This is a genomic window from Mesorhizobium sp. M0052, assembly GCF_040323255.1.
Lineage (GTDB): Bacteria > Pseudomonadota > Alphaproteobacteria > Rhizobiales > Rhizobiaceae > Mesorhizobium.
On sequence record NZ_JAMYUS010000002.1, the window covers coordinates 1 to 17,934 of the forward strand.

The following is a 17,934-nucleotide window of genomic DNA, read 5'->3' on the forward strand; positions in this document are numbered from 1 at the left end:
TCTCATCCCCAGAAAGACACTCCACAACAAACCGTAGCCGCTCGTCCATGATGCCAGTCTCTCGCCAAACCATCGCCGGTCCTCCGGCGGACAAGAAAACTGTCACCCATGCTATCGGTCCATTCTGTTACCTATCTATCCGGTTCGGACACCGTGACTTTCTACCCTCCCCCTTGTGGGGAGGGTCGACGAAAGAGCAATTTTGCTCTTTCGTGGGGGTGGGGGTCTTGGCTCCTACCTCTGTTATTCGCGGGAGCGCTGCACCGACGTTAGTTGGCGCTGCACCCCACCCCGGACCTGCGGTCCGACCCTCCCCACAAGGGGGAGGGTAAGCGGAGCTACTCCGCCGGCTCGACATTGGCGTACGCCGCTTCCTCAAGCTCCCGCTTCAGCCTCGCTTCCTCATGCGCCTTCGGCGTGACGAAGCGGCCGAGCAGGAGGTAGGCGACCGGGGTCAGGAACAGCGTCGAGACGGTGGCGAGACCCAGCCCGCCGACGATGACCCAGCCGAGCGCGATGCGCGCTTCGGCACCGGCGCCGGCGGCCAGCACCAGCGGGACCCCGCCGAGGATGGTGCAGATCATCGTCATCATCACCGGCCGCAGGCGGATGATCGAGGCCTGCTCGATCGCCTGGCGCACGCCGAGGCCGCGGTCGCGCAGTTGGTTGGCGAATTCGACGATGAGGATGCCGTTCTTGGCCATGACGCCGACCAGAAGCACGAGGCCAATCTGGCTGTAGGCATTGAGGCTGGTGCCTGACAAAAGCAGCGCAAAGATTGCGCAGGCAAGGCCGAGGGGGACCGTCGCCATGATGATGACGGCGCTGACGAAGCTTTCGAACTGGGCGGCGAGCACCAGGAGGATGATGACCAGCGCGAAGCCGAAAATGGTGATCATGGCGCTGTTGGTCTCGCCGAGCGTCGCGGCTTCGGCCAGCGGCAGGACGCGGCTGCCCGGCGGCAGCAGCGGGGCGGCGATCTGCTCGGCAACGCCGAGCGCGTCACCCAGTGCGAAATTGCCGTTCAGGTTCGAGGTGATCGCCACCGAAGGCTGCTGCTGTTCGCGGGTCAGCGACGGCGGCACGGCGCGCTCGGTCAGCGTGGCGATGGTCGACATCGGCACGAAGCGGCCGTCGGCGGTCTTCAGGAAGATGTTTTCCAGATCGGTCGGATCATTGATCGGGTTGGTGGTCGAGACCAGCTTCACGCCATAGCTGCGGTCGGCGATGTAGACATCGACGACATCGTTGCCGTCGAGCATCGCCTGCAAGGTGTTGGCGAGACCCGATATGTCGATGCCGAGATCGGAGGCGCGCTCGCGGTCGATGGCCACCGCCAGCTGCGGCTGCGTCGGGTCGATGGAAAGCCGCGGCGTCTGGAAGCGCGGATCGGCCTGCATCCGGGCGATGATCTTCACCGCCGCGTCGCCGAGCGCCTTGCGGTCGTTGCCGACCAGCGCGAATTGCAGGCCGTTGCCGGCGCCGCGAATGCCGAGGCTATTGGCCTGCACCGGGAAGATGCGCACGGATGGCACCTGCCGGGTCAGCTGGCTTATCTGCGCCATGATCTCCTGCTGGCTGCGCGTGCGCTCGTCCCACGGCGCCAGCGTCATCACCATGAAGCCGGAATTGTAGGCGCCGTTCTGGCCGGCGTTTTCGAAGGTCGAGACGATCTCGCCGGAATCGCGCAGCGGCTGGATCAGCCGCTCGATCTTCTGCATCTGCTGCGTGGTGTAATCGAGGCTGACGCCTTGCGGCGCGTTGATGCGCAACAGCACGACGGCGCGGTCCTCGCTCGGCGTCAGTTCCTGGCGGATGGTGCCGAACAGGCTGAAGGCGACGCCCGCAAACAGCACCGCAACCAGCAGCACGATCCACGGCGCACCGAGGCAGGCATGCAGGGCGCGCTTGTAGGCCGCGTTCAGCGCGCCACCGACGCGCGCGCCAATGCCGTGACCGCCTTCATGGTGGAGCGATGCGCCGGTCAACATGCGCGAGGCCAGCATCGGGCACAGCGTCAGCGCCACCACGCAGGAGAGCAGCACCGACATGGCGAGGACGAAGCCGAATTCGCGAAACAGGCCGCCGGTCTGTCCCGGCAGGAAGGAGATCGGCACGAAAACGGCAACGAGCGTCAGCGTCGTGGCGATGACTGCGAAGAACACTTCTTGGGCGCCGAGCACGGCGGCGGCACGAGGCCCCATGCCTTCGTTGCGCCGTCGCACGATGTTTTCCAGGACGACGATGGCGTCGTCGACGACAAGGCCGGTTGCCAGCACCAGCGCCAGAAGCGTCAGGATGTTGATGGAGAAGCCGGCGAGATAGATGGCGGCGATGGTGCCAATCATGGCGACCGGCATTGACAGACCAGGGATCAGCGTCGCGCGCCAGTCGAGCAGGAAGATGTAGATGACGATCAGCACCATGGAGATCGACAGGCCGAGCGCGATCTCGACCTCGTGCACGGCGCCGTTGACGAAGACTGCGTCGTCGCTGGTGATCTTGATCGACATGCCCTTGGGCAGGTTTTCCTGCAGCTTGGCGACGGCTGCCTTCACTCCGGTGGAAATATCCAGCGTGTTCGATTCCGCCTGGCGGATGATGCCAAGGCCAATGCCGGTCTTGCCGTCGGAGCGCAACGAGGTCTGGCCGATGTCGGGACCGAGCGTGACGGTGGCGACGTCGCGGATGCGCGTCGTGCCGCCGATGATGATGTTTTCGAATTCTTCCGGCGTCGTCACATCGGCCGTGGTGCGGACGATGAGATCCTGGTTGGTGGTGGTGATCGAACCGGCCGGTGAATCGAAAGCGACCGAGGCAAGCGCTGCCCTCAGATCGGCCACAGTGAAGCCGAGGCTGGCGAGCTTGTTCTGGTCGACATCGATGCGGAAGATCTTGTCGCGGTCGCCATAGACCTGAACGTCGGCGACGCCAGGCACGGCAGCCAGTTCGTCCTCGATCTGGTCCTGGACGATCACCGTCATGTCCTGCACCGACATGGTGTCGGAGGTTACGGCCAGTCGCATCACGGCATCGGAATTGGCATCGGCCTTGATGATGCGCGGCGGGTCGGCGGTCTCCGGTATCATGTTGGCGACACGGCCGACCGCGTCGCGCACGTCGGAGGCGGCGACGTTCAAATCGACGCCATCGTTGAACTCGATGGTGACGCGGCTCTGGCCGAAGGAAGAGGTCGACGAGATCGACTTGACGCCGGAGACGCGGGCGACCGCGCCCTCGATGGTGTCGGTCAGTTCACGGTCGACGGTTTCGGCGGCGGCACCCTCGAAGGCCGTCGACACGGTGACCACGGCGCGGTCAACATCGGGCAGTTCGCGGATTTCGACGCCGTAGAAAGCGGCAAGGCCGGCCACTGCGATCAGCGTGTTCAGCACGAAGGCCATGACCGGCCTGCGGATGAAGAGAGCGGTGAAGCCGGTTTCGCTGGCGGTGCTGACAGGCGCGGTCATGAGCCTTCGGCCGCGTCCGCGGCCCGCTGATCCTGGCCGGCGATGCGGACCGCACCGCCTTCGCTGACGCTCTGGGTGCCCTCGGTCACAACCATGTCGCCATCCTCGATCTCGGCGTCGATCAGCACCGTCTCGGTGTTGCGCTGGATGATGCGCACGGGAACGCGCCTGGCCTTGCCGTCCTCGATCTGCCAGACATAGGCGCCGTCGGAACCCCACAGGATCGCCAGCGGGCTGACGGCCGGGTAGGTGTCGCCGGGGAAGCGCATGGTGATGCCGAACGACATGCCGGCGCGCAGCGAATCCGCTGGATTGGCGATTGCAGCCTTGACCAGCAGAGTGCGGCTCTTTTCGTCGATGTGGTTGTCGATGGCCGACACAGTGCCGGTATAGGCCTTGCTCGGATTGGCGATCGGCGTCGCCGACAGTTGCGCGCCGACCTTGACGGCGGCGGCGAAGCGCTCGGGCACCAGGAAATCGACCAGGATGGAGGAGCGGTCGTCAAGCGTGGCGATCGCCGACTGGCTGGTGACGTAATTGCCGGCCGATATCGGCAGGATGCCGACCGTGCCGGCGATAGGGGCGACGATCGAACGACGCTGCAAGGCGAGTTCGGCATCCTGCAGCGCCAGTTTGGCGCCGGCCAGCACCACTTGGGCATCGGCGACGGCGACCGGGGTCGCGGCGTTGGAGGCCCTCAATGATTTCACCCGCTCGAGCTTGTCCTGGGCATCCTGCAAGGCGAGCTTGGCACGATCCTGCGAGATCACCTCGGTCTCGGAATCGAGAACAGCGATGATCTGCCCCTTTTCGACGCGGGTGCCGGATTGGACGAGAAATTCGACGAGGCGCCCAGAGCTGTATGGGTTGACCGTCACCGAGGCGTTGGCGCGGCCGGTGCCGATCGCCTGCAGGCGATCGTTGATGGTGGCGGTGGTCGCCGGCAAGGCGACGACATTTGCCGGGCGGCCGGCAGCGTTGCGGCCGCCTGCCTGTTTTGTCGTGTCGACCGCACCGGTTGTGGCGGGCGCCGAAGCATAGGTCCAGTCGATGCCCCAGCGTGCCAGAACCTCCGGCGCGCCCGGGAAGAATCGCGCCCAGGCGAGGACAGCCGCGACCAGGATCACAAGCGCAAAAACGATCTGTTTCCAGGCGACCATCGACACTCCGGTTGGCAAAACGTCTACCGGTTTCGCCAAGCAAAAAAACGCGCAGCGACGCACCCGGTATGTGCGAAGCCGCCGCTATATCATGGCTTTATGGCAATTCTGCCGCTTCCATGCACATTAAATCTGCGTAATTTTGCGCACCTGGGGCGGGGATTGAACGTGTCAGCGCAGGCTTTCCAGGTCGCGGATGCGCCTGGCGCTGTCTGCCTCGAGCTGCCTCGTGACGGCGCCGATCAGCGTCTCGGCGACAACGAACAGAGCGGCGGAGGAGTCCCACGCCGAAGGCACGGCGGTGCGTCCGGCAATGACGTGGCGGGCGAAGCGGGCGATCGGCGATAGCCACTGGTCGGTGAACAGCACGATCTGCACGCCGCGCTGATGCGCGGTCTCGGCAAAGCGCACCAGACTGTCCTGGTAGCGCCTGATGTCGAAGATCACCAGCACGTCGCGCTTGCCCATGTCGATCAGCCGGTCGCGCCAGATGCTCTCCTGGCCGGCGAGGTGATAAACATCGGGCTGGATGATGGCGAGGTGGGCGGCCATGTAGCGCGCCAACGGATCGGTGAAGCGGCCGCCGATCAGGAATGTCTTGCCGCGCCGTTCGGCGAGCCTTGCGGCGATGTCGGCAAGCTGCCTGTCGGAGAGATGCCTGAAGGTCTCGCGCATATTGTCCAGCGTCGCCTCCAGCATTGGCGACACGGCACTGCTGCCTGGCGAGGCCGGATTGAGCGTGCGCGATGCCGGCGACTGCAATTGCGCCGCCAGTTCGTCCTGCAGCGCCGACTGGAATTCGGGATAGTTCTGGAACCCCAGCCTCGAGACAAAGCGCAGGATTGTCGGCGACGATACGCCGGCGGCGGTCGAGAACTCGGCGACCGTCTTCAACCCGATCAGCGGATAGTTTGCAATCAGCGTTTGCGCGGCGCGGCGCTCGCCGGCCGGCATCGTGCCGATGCGGTCCGAAATCAGTTCGGCAATGCTGGAAATCATCGTTTTCCCCACCCCTGAGCCCGTCCAGACCGCTTCCCCGAAATCGCGTTTGACAAAGCCGGACAAACTGTATGAAATCATCCACAGGGACGCAATGAGGCAAAATACGTAACATAAGATACAGCGCTCCCCAGGGGACGGCAGATTATGGAGAGAGCACGGCCCGCCAGCCTTGCATCGTCTGATACCATAGGGGTGACGAACCCCGGCGGGTCCAGCCCTTTAGTGCTGACCTGCGACCACGCTTCCAACATCCTGCCATCCGAATTCGGCACGCTTGGCCTGCCGGCCGAAGATCTCTCCCGCCACATCGCCTGGGACCCCGGCGCGCTGCCGGTGGCCCGCCGCATCGCGACCGCCCTCGATGCGACGCTCATCGAAACCCGCATCTCGCGCCTGATAATCGACTGCAACCGTCCGCTCGACGCACCGGACCTGGTGCCGCCGGTCAGCGAGACGACGGCCATTCCGGGCAATGCCGGCCTGTCGGACAGTGAGCGCGCCGAGCGCATCGCTTTGTCGTGGCGGCCGTTCCACGACACGATCGCATCGATCATCGACGACCGGCAGGCGCGTGGGCAGGAGACCCGGCTGGTGTCGGTGCACTCCTTCACCCCGGTCTACAAGGGCAAGAACCGGCCCTGGCATATCGGCATCATCCACGATGACGACCGCCGGCTGGCGTCGCCGCTCATAGCGGCGCTGCAGCGGCTCTCCGGCGTCACTGTCGGCATCAACGAGCCCTATTCGCCGGCCGACCGCGTCTATTTCACTTTGGAGCGCCATGCACGCTCGCGCGGCCTTGCCTGCGCAATGATCGAAATCCGCAACGACGAGATCTCCGGCGAGACCGGGCAGCGGAAATGGGCGGATCTGCTCACAGGCATTTTTTCTGACCTGGAACCCGAGGAGGCCAAGGGTTCCCGGCGACACGCAGTGGGAAAGTCAGTTCAATCGGCCAGCTAGAAAAACAGGGGACGAAAATGGCAGGACCGGACAAATCAGACGCTGAAAGATCGGAGGATGTAAAAACCCTCCATAGCATGGGCTATGCCCAGGAGTTGGCTCGCCGCATGAGCGGCTTCTCGAACTTCGCTATTTCCTTTTCGATCATTTGCATTCTGGCGGGCGGCATCACGTCCTTCCCGCTGGCCATGGCGACCGGCAGCGGCTTCGAGGCGACTGTCGGCTGGGTCATCGGCGGCGTCTTTGCACTTGTCGTTGCCGCGTCCCTTGGCCAGATCGGCTCGGCCTATCCGACGGCCGGCGGTCTCTACCACTGGTCGTCAATTCTCGGCGGGCGCGGCTGGGGCTGGGCCACGGCCTGGATCAACTTGCTCGGCCTGGTCTTCGTCGTCGCCTCGGTCAATGTCGGCGTCTACGCGCTGTTCAAGGACCTTGTCTGGTCCGGCGTGTTCGGTAACGACGTCTCCGCGTGGGGCTATCAGGAGCAGGTGATCGGCGTTGTGATCATCACGGTCGCGCAGGCGCTGATCAACCATTTCGGTATCAGGCTCACCACCATGCTGACGGATTTCTCGGGCTACCTCATTCTGGTCGTCGCCGTCGTGTTGACCGCGATGTTCCTGATCTGGGGCGCAAGCTGGGATTTCTCGCGGCTCACCACCTTCGTCAACAACACCGGTGATCCAGGCGCAGGCTACGTTCCGACCGCACGGACGGCACTCGTCGCCTTCCTGATCGGCCTGCTCTACCCACTCTACACCATCACCGGCTTCGACGCTTCGGCCCACACGTCCGAAGAGACCCACAATGCCCGCGTGGCGGTGCCGCGCGGCATGATCCATTCGGTTCTGTGGTCGCTGGTGTTCGGCTTCGTCATGGCCGTTTCGTTCGTACTGGCCAGCCCCGATCTGGCAGCGACGGCCAAGGATGGCGCCAATGCCTGGTTCAATCTCTTCAACAATCTGCCGGCGCCATTCCTGCTGAAGAGCATCATTGCCATCGCGATCGTGCTGGCGAACTTCATCTGCGCGCTCGCCGGACTGACGTCGACCTCGCGCATGATCTTTGCCTTCGCGCGTGACGGCGGCCTGCCCGGTTCGTCGGTGTGGAAAACCGTCAGCCCGACATGGCGCACGCCCGTGGCGGCGATCTGGCTCGGAGCGGTGCTCGCAGTCGCAGCGACATTGTACTCGCCGGCTTTTGCCGCACTGGCGGCCGGCTGTGCATTGTTCCTCTACGTGTCCTACGCCATGCCCGTGGCCGCCGGCCTGCTTGCCGAGGGCAAGAGCTGGACCGAATTCGGCCCGTTCCGCCTCGGCATCTGGTCCAAGCCGTTCGCCGTCATCACGGTGCTTGGCGTTCTGGTGCTGATGTATGCCGGCATCCAGCCGCCCTTCGACATCCTGATCAACTATGCCATCGGCCTGATCGTTCTGCTGGTGGTTCTGTGGTTCGGCATCGAATCGCGCCGCTTCAAAGGCCCGCCGATCGGCGCCGACATTGCTCGCCGCGCTTCCGAGATCGCGGCCGCGGAAGCAGCCGTCGGCCAGACGGCAGGCTAACAGCAAAGACTAGATGCTCCGGCCGGCGCAAGCCGACCGGGGCAGGGCCGGCCAGCTAAGAATGCAAAGGGGACTACAATGGCAGCACCGGGTTATTCAGACACAGACAAGGCGGAAGACGTAAAGCACCTCCATTCCATGGGCTACGCCCAGGAACTTGAGCGGCGGCTAAGCCGCTTCTCCAACTTCGCCGTTTCCTTCTCCATCATCTGCATCCTGTCGGGCGGCATCAATTCGCTGGCGCAGGCAACGTCGGGCGCCGGCGGTATCGGTATCGGCATCGGCTGGCTGGTCGGCTGCTTCGTTTCGCTCACCTTCGCGGTCGCCATGTCGCAGATCAGCTCGGCCTATCCGACGGCCGGCGGCCTCTATCACTGGGGTTCGATCCTTGGCAATCGCGGCACCGGCTGGGTGACGGCCTGGCTCAACCTGCTCGGCCTGATCACCGTGCTCGGCGCCATCAATGTCGGCACCTGGACGTTCTTCATCGGCGCCTTCGGGCCGACGCTCGGCATCGAGGGTACGCTGACCAATCAGATGATTTTCCTGGTCATCATCACCGGCGCCCAGGCCCTGATCAACCATCTCGGCATCAAGCTGACTGCGAAGTTGACCGACTTTTCGGGCTACCTGATCTTCTTCGGCTCGATCCTGATTGCTGTCGTCTGCCTGTTCTCCGCCGAGACCTGGGATTTCAGCCGGCTCTTCACCTTCCACAACTACTCGGGTGAGGCCGGCGCCAGCGTCTGGCCGTCCGTCTCGAACGCCTGGGTGTTCGCTCTCGGCCTTCTGCTGCCGATCTACACCATCACCGGCTACGATGCTTCGGCACACACTTCCGAGGAAACCATCAAGGCGGCCTCATCGGTGCCGCGTGCGATGGTGATGTCGGTTATCTGGTCGGCGGTCTTCGGCTATTTGTTCCTGGCCGCCTTCGTACTGATGATCCCCAACATGGACGACGCCGCCAAGCAGGGTTGGAACGTGTTCTTCTGGGCCTTCGACCAGCGCGTCAGTCCCGGCCTCAAGGAGTTCGTCTACCTCGTCGTGTTCATCGCCCAGCTGTTGTGCGGCCTCGCAACCGTCACCTCGGCTTCGCGCATGATCTTTGCCTTCTCGCGTGACGGCGGCCTGCCGGGCTCGTCTGCACTGGCCAAGGTCAGCCCGACCTATCGCACGCCGGTGGCGGCGATCTGGACGGCGTCGGTCCTGTCGGTGCTGTTCGTCTGGGGTTCGACGCTGGTTTCGGTCGCCGGCACCTCGGCCTACACCATCGTCGTGTCCTGCACCGTCATCTTCCTGTTCCTGTCCTTCACCGTGCCGATCGTGCTCGGCATGGTGGCCTGGGGAACGCCGAAGTGGGACAAGATGGGACCGTGGAACCTGGGCCGTGGCATCTTCATGCTGTTCGGCGTTCTCTCGATCGTGTCGATGATCCTGATCTTCATCATCGGCATCCAGCCGCCGAACGACTGGGCGCTGTACATCACCGTCGGCTTCTTCATCCTGACGGCGATTGTCTGGTTCGCCTTCGAGCGCAATCGCTTCCAGGGCCCGCCGCTGGGGGACATCATCGCGGCACGTCAGGCAGCGATCAAGGCCGCCGAACAGGCGGTCGGCGAAACCGGCCACTGACGTCACCATCATGGCCATGGCCGGCGTGCAGCCGGCTATGGTTTCGTCCTCAACGACCAAGCACTGGAGTGCCAAAGGAAATGGCCGGAAATTTCTCGTTCGATCAGTTGAAGAAAGCGGTCTCCAGTGGCGAGATCGACACGGTGCTGGCCTGCATCGTCGACATGCAGGGGCGGCTCGCGGGAAAGCGTTTCCTGGCGCAGTACTTTGTGGATTCTGCTCATGACGAGACGCATGGCTGCAACTATCTGCTCGCCGCCGACATCGATATGGAGCCGGTGCCGGGCTACAAGGCGGCAAGCTGGTCGAAGGGCTATGGCGACTTCGTCATGAAGCCGGACCTTGCGACGCTGCGGCGGATTCCGTGGCTGGAAAAGACCGCGCTGGTGATCTGCGACGTGCTCGACCACCACACCCATGACGACCTTCCGCATTCGCCGCGCGCGATGCTGAAAAAGCAGGTCAAGCGGCTCACCGAACGCGGCTATATCGGCTACTTCGCCTCCGAGCTCGAATTCTACCTGTTCAACGAGACCTACGATTCCGCCCGCAAGAAGCACTGGCAGGGGCTCGACACCGCGTCGCCTTATATCGGCGACTACCAGATCGGCATCACCACCAAGGAAGAAGGCGTCATGCGCCGGCTTCGCAACGAGATGGAAGCGGCGGGCATCCCGATCGAAAACTCCAAGGGCGAATGGGGCCCGGGCCAGGAAGAGATCAATGTGCGCTATGCCGAGGCGCTCGACATGGCGGACCGCCACGTCATCCTGAAGAACGGCGCCAAGGAGATTGCCGAGTCCGAAGGCAAGTCGATTTCCTTCATGTCGAAATACAATTACGGGCTCGCGGGCAACTCCAGCCACATCCACAATTCGCTGTGGAGCGCCGATGGCAAGACGCCATTGTTCTTCGACAAGAAGGCGGACTGGACTTTGTCCACGCTTGGCCAGCAATGGGCGGCTGGGCAGCTCAAATACGCCAGGGAGTTTACCTGGTTCCTGGCGCCCTACATCAACTCCTACAAGCGCTTCCAGGCCGGCACCTTCGCACCGACCAAGATCATGTGGAGCGAGGACAACCGCACCGCCGGCTTCCGCCTGTGCGGTGAGGGCACCAAGGGCATCCGCATGGAATGCCGCATCGGCGGCGCCGACCTAAACCCCTATCTCGCTTTCGCGGCGCTGATCGCCGCCGGCCTTGCCGGCATCGACGAGAAGCTCGAACTGCAGAAGCCGTTCGTCGGCGATGCCTACCAGGCCTCGCGCCTGCCGGAGATCCCGAAAACGCTGCGTGACGCCACCGAGACGCTGGCCAAGTCGAAGATGCTGAAGCAGGCGCTCGGCGACGATGTGCTCGAACATTATGTCCACACCGCAAAGTGGGAGCAGTTCGAATACGACCGCCGCATTACGGATTGGGAACTGCACAGAGGGTTCGAGCGGTACTAAAACTTTATACAGCTTTAATGTTGACAATGTGGTGAAGTTAGTACCATATGGTACCTGTAAACTGCAGTGCGCTACATTGAGGAGTTTGCAATGTCCAAATATGCGCCGCTCAAGGACTTTCTCATTGCCCAAAATGTCGATCGCGTTCCGATGTCGTTCGCCGAAATCGAGAGAGTGCTCAATCTGCCGCTGCCCGCATCGAAGCAATACCCTGCATGGTGGAGCAACAATCCGAGCAACAATCCCATGACAAGGGAGTGGCTTGAGGCTGGGTTCGAGACCGAATCCGTCAATATAGGGAGTGGGAAACTGGTATTTCGCCGCGTTCGCAAAGAGCCCATTTCGGCGCCGCCCAGTGGTAGCGTGCCTGCCGCGCCAAAGGAGGCGCGCGCGGATCGCCACCCCGGTTTTGGTTTCATGAAGGGCCTGATAACAATCGAAGCCGGATTTGATATCACCAAACCTTTCGATGACGAGCCATGGGACGGGGGCTATCTGGGCGGTGAGGCTGACGCGCGTCACGGCAAACTTGCGGTGCGTAAATGAGCGAAGGGCCAAACCTGCTTCTGGATACATGTGCGATGATCTTTGTCGCCAACGATAGTCTGATCGATCCGCACGCAAGCCGGGAGATTTCGGAAGCGGCCTATGACGGCCGTCTGTATCTTTCGCCGATGTCGGCATGGGAGATCGGAATTGGCGTAGCCAAGGGCCGGCTCAATCTGCCATTGGCGCCACTCGACTTCGTGGAGCGATTCATCGAGCGAATGTCGGCAAAGCTCAGCGCTATCTCACCAGCCATTCTGATTGCGTCATCCAACCTGCCCGGTCCGCCTCATGGTGATCCCACGGATCGGATACTGATGGCAAGTGCGAGAGCGTTGGACATGGTTCTGGTGACGCGTGACGAGCCCATCCTTCGCTATGGCCGCAATGGCCATCTGCGCACCCTAGCCTGCTAACTTGGAGTATCCTTTGGAAACCGTAAAACTCAAATCGCCCATCGATGGTTCGATTTACGCCGAGCGGCCGATCGCGACCGACCAGGCGATCAATGCCGCGGTCGAGCGCGCCAAGGCGGCGCAGGAGAAGTGGGCGCTGACACCGATCGTCGAGCGCGGCAAATTTATGCTGGCGATGCTCGAAGCGCTGGTCGCGATGACCGACGAGATCGTGCCGGAGATCGCCTGGCAGATGGGGCGACCGGTGCGCTATGGCGGCGAGTTCGGCGGCGTCAGGGAACGCACCAATTACATGGTCGAGATCGCTGAAGCCGCGCTGAAATCCGTGCCGGCATCCAACCCGAAGGACGGCTTCCGACGCTATGTGAAGAAGGATCCGCTCGGCGTCGTCATGGTGATCGCGCCGTGGAACTATCCCTATCTGACCGCCGTCAACACCATCGTGCCGGCACTGATGGCCGGCAATACCGTTATCCTCAAACATGCGGCGCAGACGCTGCTGGTCGGCGAACGGTTCCAGCAGGCGTTCGACAAGGTTGGGCTGCCCAAGGGCGTGTTCCAGAATGTCGTGCTGAACCATGCCCAGACCGAGAAGCTGCTCGGCTCGGGCAAGATCGACCATGTCAATTTCACCGGTTCGGTCGGCGGCGGCCGCGCCATCGAGAAGGCGGCGGCCGGCACCTTCATGACGCTCGGGCTCGAACTCGGCGGCAAGGATCCGGCCTATGTGCTGCCCGACGCCAAGCTCGACCATGCGGTGGCCAATCTGGTCGACGGCGCCTTCTACAATTCCGGCCAGTGCTGCTGCGGCATCGAGCGCGTCTATGTGCATGAGAAGGTCTACGACCAGTTCGTCGAAGGTTTCATCGCCGAGACGAAGAATTATGTTGTCGGCAATCCGCTGGAACAGGCGACGACAATGGGGCCGATGGCGCAGGCGCGCTTTGCCGACCTGATCCGCGAGCAGAAGGCCGAGGCGCTGCGCAAGGGTGCAATCGCACACATCAATATGAAGGTGGCTAACGACAAGGCCGGCTCGCCCTATCTGGCGCCGGAAGTGCTGACCGGCGTCGACCACCAGATGAGCGTCATGCGCGAGGAAAGTTTTGGCCCGATCGTCGGCATCATGAAGGTGCGTAACGACGAGGAGGCGATCGCGCTGATGAACGACAGCCCCTACGGGCTGACCGCTTCGATCTGGACCGGCGATATCGAGCATGCGGTGGCGATCGGCGACCGCGTCGAGACCGGCACCGTGTTCATGAACCGCTGCGACTACCTCGATCCGGCGCTGGTCTGGACCGGCGTCAAGGACACCGGCAAAGGCGTCGCCCTTTCGGCGCTCGGCTACGACAATCTGACCCGGCCGAAATCCTTCCATCTGCGCGAAGCCATCTGATTTTTTGAAAGACAAGACATGTCCAAGCTGATCTCCAAATGGAACTACCCGACCACCGTCCGCTTCGGCGCCGGGCGCATCAAGGAACTGCCTGAGGTGCTCGCTGCCACCGGCATTAAGCGGCCGCTATTCGTCACCGATCCGGGGTTGGCGAAACTGCCGGTCGTCGCTTCGACGCTGAAAATCCTCGACGACGCCAAGGTATCCTATGGCGTGTTCTCCGAGGTGAAGCCGAACCCGGTCGATTCTAACCTCACCGCCGGGATCGCCGTGTTCAAGAAGGGCAAGCATGACGGCGTCATCGCCTTCGGCGGCGGTTCAGCGCTCGATCTCGGCAAGCTGATCGCGTTCCAGGCTGGCCAGACGCGGCCGATCTGGGACTTTGAGGATGTCGGCGACTGGTGGACGCGCGCCAATTCGGATGCCATCGCGCCGATCATAGCCGTGCCGACCACTGCCGGCACAGGCTCGGAAGTCGGGCGTGCCGGCGTCATCACCAATGAGGCGACGCACACTAAGAAGGTGATCTTCCATCCGAAGCTTTTGCCGGCAATCGTCATTGCCGATCCGGAACTGTCGGTCGGCATGCCCGGCTTCATCACCGCCGGCACCGGCATGGATGCGCTGGCGCACTGCCTCGAAGCCTATTGCGCGCCGGGCTATCACCCGATGGCCGACGGCATTGCGGTGGAAGGTGTGCGCCTGGTGTTCGAGAACCTGCCCAAGGCCTACGCCAACGGCAAGGACCTTGTCGCGCGCGCGCACATGATGAGTGCGGCCGCCATGGGTGCTGCCGCCTTCCAGAAGGGTCTTGGCGCCATCCACTCGCTGTCGCATCCGATCGGCGCGCTCTACGACACCCATCACGGCATGACGAATGCGGTGTTCATGCCCTATGTCTTGGCCTTCAATCGCGACTCCATCGAGGAGCGGATTGCCCGGCTCGCTGCCTATTGCGGCATCAAGGGTGGCTTCGACGGCTTTGCCAAAGCGATCATCAAGCTGCGCAAGGAATTGAAGGTGCCGCATGCGCTGCCCGATCTGATCAAGGGGCTCGACATGGACAAGAAGCGCAAAGGGCTGATCGCCGACATGGCGGTGGTCGATCCGACCGCCGGCGGCAACCCGGTCAGGCTGACCAAAAAGGCGGCGCTGACGCTGCTCGAGAACACTATCGCCGGCACTGTCTGAGGCGGTTTCTGCGCCGGACGTGATCTAAAAACGAAGGGAAAGGAAGGGCAAGGGGGCAAAAAGCAAGGCAATAAACCATTAGCCGGGAAATTAAGTCGAGGCTAATTGCTACAGCCGGTTAAAAAGAGTTAACTTTTCGTACCGCCGGGGGCCAGTTTCAAAAAGCTTTCATCTGGCTGTCATATGAAACCGATACCGCATCGCAGGCGTCCAGGACGCCAGTTCAACGGAGAGAACACATGTTCAAGTTCACAGGGAAAGTGCTTTCCCTTTCGGCCGTCGCCCTCATGGCGACCTCTGCTATCTCGTCGGCCCAGTCCATGGATGAACTGGTTGCCGCTGCGAAGAAGGAAGGCCAGCTCACGACCATCGCGCTGCCGCATGACTGGTGCGGCTACGGCGCCGTCATCGACGGCTTCAAGGCAAAGTATCCTGAGATCACCATCAACGAACTCAACCCCGATGCCGGCTCCGGCGACGAGGTCGAGGCGATCAAGGCCAACAAGGACAACAAGGGCCCGCAGGCGCCCGACGTCATCGACGTTGGCCTGTCCTTCGGCCCGACCGCCAAGGCTGACGGCCTGATCCAGCCCTACAAAGTGTCGACCTGGGACTCGATCCCCGACAGCGCCAAGGATGCCGATGGTTACTGGACCGGCGACTACTATGGCGTGCTATCCTTCCTGGTGAACAAGGACCTCGTCAAGGAAGCGCCTGCTGACTGGGCTGACCTGCTGAAGCCGGAATTCGCCAACACCGTGGCGCTTGCCGGCGACCCGCGCGCCTCGAACCAGGCCATCCAGGCCGTCTACGCGGCCGGTATTTCCGGTGGTGCGGCTGCCGGCGAAGCTGCTGGCACTGCTGGTCTCGACTTCTTCAAGAAGCTTAACGCCGCCGGCAATTTCGTGCCGGTCATCGGCAAACCGGCGACCCTGGCACAAGGCCAGACGCCGATCCTGGTGACCTGGGATTACAATGCACTTGCCGGTCGCGACACGCTGAAGGGCAATCCGCCCGTCGACGTCGTCGTGCCCAAGACCGGTGTCGTTGCCGGCGTCTATGTGCAGGCGATCAGTGCTTTCGCACCGCATCCGAACGCTGCCAAGCTCTGGCTGGAGTATCTCTACTCCGACGAAGGCCAGATCGGCTGGCTGAAGGGCTATTGCCACCCGATCCGCTTCAACGATCTTGCCAAGAACGGCAAGCTCCCGGCGGACGTGATGGCCAAGCTGCCGCCGGCCGAGGCTTACGCTGCCGCGGTGTTCCCGACGCTGGACGAGCAGGGCAAGGCAAAGGAAGCCGTCACCAAGAACTGGGATGCCGTCGTCGGCGCCAACGTCAAGTAAGGCTTGAAACCAACCGGGCGGCCTCGCGGCCGCCCGGTGTTCCTCGGAGACGGTAGCCGGCGCATGACAGATATCTCGCTTTCCGATCACGCAGTTGCCGGGAAGACCGCGCCCCCCAGCGAGGCGCGTGCAATGCGACTGCCGACGCAATGGCTCGGCGTTGCGCCATTCTTCATCTTCGCCATCATGTTCCTGATCCTACCCACGCTCTATCTGATGCTGGGTGCATTCCAGAACGATGCCGGCGAATTCACGTTCGAAAACATAGCAGCACTGGCGCAGCCATCGATTGTCGCCGCCTACTGGATCTCGCTCAAGGTCAGCCTTTCCTCGTCGCTGATCGGCGCCTTCGCAGGTCTCGGCATCGCCATCGCCATCGTGCGCGGCGGCCTGCCGGAGTGGATACGTTCGGCGACGTTGACATTCTCCGGCGTGGCTTCCAATTTCGCCGGCGTACCGCTGGCCTTCGCCTTCATCGCCACGCTCGGCCGGCTGGGCCTTGCCACGGTGATGCTGAACACTTTTTTCGGTCTTAATATCTACGCGCACGGCTTCAACATCCTGTCGTTCTGGGGCCTGACGCTGACCTATGTCTATTTCCAGATTCCCCTAATGGTGGTCATCATCACGCCGGCGATCGACGGCTTGAAGAAGGAGTGGGGCGAGGCTGCGGCGACGCTTGGCGCCACCCAGACGCAATACTGGCGCATGGTGGTCATCCCGGTGATCTGGCCGAGTTTCCTCGGCACGGTCATCCTGCTCTTCGCCAATGCCTTCGGCGCCATCGCCACCGCCTATGCGCTGACCGGCTCTTCACTCAACATCGTGCCGATCCTGCTCTATGCGCAGATACGCGGTGACGTGCTGCACAATGCCCATCTCGGCTATGCGATCGCCTTCGGCATGATCGTCATCACCGGGCTGGCCAATGTCTTCTACATCTGGTTCCGGACGCGCTCGGAGAGGTGGCTGAAATGAAGTCCGGAAAATTCTGGGCCTGGGTCGTCTTCGGGCTGGGCGCGGCCTATTTCTTCATTCCGCTGATCGCGACGGTGGAATTTTCCTTGCGCATGCGGCGCGGCGCTTATTCCTTCGACGCCTATCAGATCGTGCTTGGCGACCCTCGTTTTCAGGCGACCTTTGGCTACTCAGTGCTTGCCGCCATCTTCACCATCATTCTGGGCGTGTTGATCGTGGTGCCCGCCGCCTACTGGATTCGACTGCGCCTGCCGCAACTGCGCCCGATCGTAGAGTTCATCACGCTGCTGCCGCTGGTCATTCCCGCCATCGTCATCGTCTTCGGCTATATCAGGATGTACGGTTCGAATTCGCCGCTGCCGTTCCTGGCGACCGACATGGGCACAAATGCCTTGCTGGTCATCGGCTATGCAATGCTGGCGCTGCCCTACATGTATCGCGCGGTCGATACCGGACTGCGCACCATCGACGTCAGGACGCTGACCGAAGCGGCGCAGATCCTTGGCGCCGGTTGGGGCACGATCATTGGTCGTGTGATCCTGCCCAATGTGCTGATCGCCGTGCTGTCGGGCGCCTTCCTTACCTTCGCCATCGTCATTGGCGAATTCACCATGGCCAGCTTGCTCAACCGGCCCGCCTTCGGCCCCTATCTGCAAAACGTTGGCGCCAACCGCGCCTATGAGCCGGCGGCGCTTGCCATCATCGCCTTCGCCATCACCTGGGGCTGTATGTCGCTGATCCAGATCCTGTCCCGTTTCGCGCCGAGATCGGCGAACCGCCCGAACTGATCGACAAAGTACTGATCGAAAGAAAAA

14 protein-coding genes are annotated in these 17,934 nt (G+C 62.6%); 11 read left to right on the plus strand and 3 right to left on the minus strand.

The window, feature by feature from the left end; genetic code table 11:
• Positions 1-338: 338 nt before the first annotated feature.
• From NKJ77_RS02280 to NKJ77_RS02290, 3 genes are all read right to left on the minus strand, one after another.
• The gene (locus tag NKJ77_RS02280; protein ID WP_352534141.1) at positions 339-3,470 is read right to left on the minus strand and encodes an efflux RND transporter permease subunit; all 3,132 of its coding nucleotides are present in this window, start codon (positions 3,468-3,470) and stop codon (positions 339-341) included.
• Positions 3,467-4,630, minus strand: coding sequence for an efflux RND transporter periplasmic adaptor subunit (locus NKJ77_RS02285; protein WP_023832905.1), 1,164 nt, complete (start codon positions 4,628-4,630; stop codon positions 3,467-3,469). The genes NKJ77_RS02280 and NKJ77_RS02285 overlap by 4 nt, the downstream gene beginning before the upstream one ends.
• A 171-nt stretch (positions 4,631-4,801) precedes the next feature.
• Positions 4,802-5,629 carry a MurR/RpiR family transcriptional regulator gene (locus tag NKJ77_RS02290; protein ID WP_023832906.1) on the minus strand — a complete coding sequence of 276 codons (828 nt, stop codon included), beginning with the start codon at positions 5,627-5,629 and terminating at the stop codon, positions 4,802-4,804.
• 147 nt (positions 5,630-5,776) lie between these two features.
• On the opposite strand from NKJ77_RS02290, the gene NKJ77_RS02295 reads away from it, so the two are divergent.
• The 11 genes from NKJ77_RS02295 to NKJ77_RS02345 all read left to right on the plus strand — a co-directional run bounded on the left by NKJ77_RS02295 (position 5,777) and on the right by NKJ77_RS02345 (position 17,907).
• The gene (locus tag NKJ77_RS02295) at positions 5,777-6,595 is read left to right on the plus strand and encodes an N-formylglutamate amidohydrolase (RefSeq protein ID WP_352534143.1); all 819 of its coding nucleotides are present in this window, start codon (positions 5,777-5,779) and stop codon (positions 6,593-6,595) included.
• A gap of 17 nt (positions 6,596-6,612) precedes the next feature.
• Positions 6,613-8,157, plus strand: coding sequence for an amino acid permease (locus NKJ77_RS02300; RefSeq protein ID WP_023691842.1), 1,545 nt, complete (start codon positions 6,613-6,615; stop codon positions 8,155-8,157).
• Between the two features lie 78 nt (positions 8,158-8,235).
• Complete coding sequence (locus NKJ77_RS02305; protein ID WP_023691841.1) at positions 8,236-9,792, plus strand: amino acid permease; 1,557 nt, start codon at positions 8,236-8,238, stop codon at positions 9,790-9,792.
• A gap of 80 nt (positions 9,793-9,872) precedes the next feature.
• Positions 9,873-11,243 carry a glutamine synthetase family protein gene (locus NKJ77_RS02310; RefSeq protein ID WP_023701008.1) on the plus strand — a complete coding sequence of 457 codons (1,371 nt, stop codon included), beginning with the start codon at positions 9,873-9,875 and terminating at the stop codon, positions 11,241-11,243.
• Between the two features lie 90 nt (positions 11,244-11,333).
• On the plus strand, positions 11,334-11,789 hold the full coding sequence (locus tag NKJ77_RS02315; RefSeq protein ID WP_352534145.1) for a DUF7662 domain-containing protein: 456 nt from the start codon (positions 11,334-11,336) through the stop codon (positions 11,787-11,789).
• Positions 11,786-12,205, plus strand: a complete 420-nt coding sequence (locus tag NKJ77_RS02320) for a type II toxin-antitoxin system VapC family toxin (protein WP_031253200.1) — start codon at positions 11,786-11,788, stop codon at positions 12,203-12,205. Before NKJ77_RS02315 ends, NKJ77_RS02320 begins: the two co-directional genes overlap by 4 nt.
• Positions 12,206-12,218: 13 nt before the next feature.
• Positions 12,219-13,604: an aldehyde dehydrogenase family protein gene (locus NKJ77_RS02325; protein WP_352534147.1), complete on the plus strand. Its 1,386-nt coding sequence runs from the start codon at positions 12,219-12,221 to the stop codon at positions 13,602-13,604.
• Positions 13,605-13,622: 18 nt separating this feature from the next.
• The gene (locus NKJ77_RS02330; protein WP_023683212.1) at positions 13,623-14,795 is read left to right on the plus strand and encodes an iron-containing alcohol dehydrogenase; all 1,173 of its coding nucleotides are present in this window, start codon (positions 13,623-13,625) and stop codon (positions 14,793-14,795) included.
• 239 nt (positions 14,796-15,034) lie between these two features.
• Positions 15,035-16,141 carry an ABC transporter substrate-binding protein gene (locus NKJ77_RS02335; RefSeq protein WP_023671169.1) on the plus strand — a complete coding sequence of 369 codons (1,107 nt, stop codon included), beginning with the start codon at positions 15,035-15,037 and terminating at the stop codon, positions 16,139-16,141.
• A gap of 63 nt (positions 16,142-16,204) precedes the next feature.
• Positions 16,205-17,119, plus strand: a complete 915-nt coding sequence (locus tag NKJ77_RS02340; protein ID WP_023817252.1) for an ABC transporter permease — start codon at positions 16,205-16,207, stop codon at positions 17,117-17,119.
• Positions 17,116-17,907, plus strand: coding sequence for an ABC transporter permease (locus NKJ77_RS02345; RefSeq protein WP_023671171.1), 792 nt, complete (start codon positions 17,116-17,118; stop codon positions 17,905-17,907). Before NKJ77_RS02340 ends, NKJ77_RS02345 begins: the two co-directional genes overlap by 4 nt.
• The last annotated feature ends 27 nt before the right edge of the window (positions 17,908-17,934 follow it).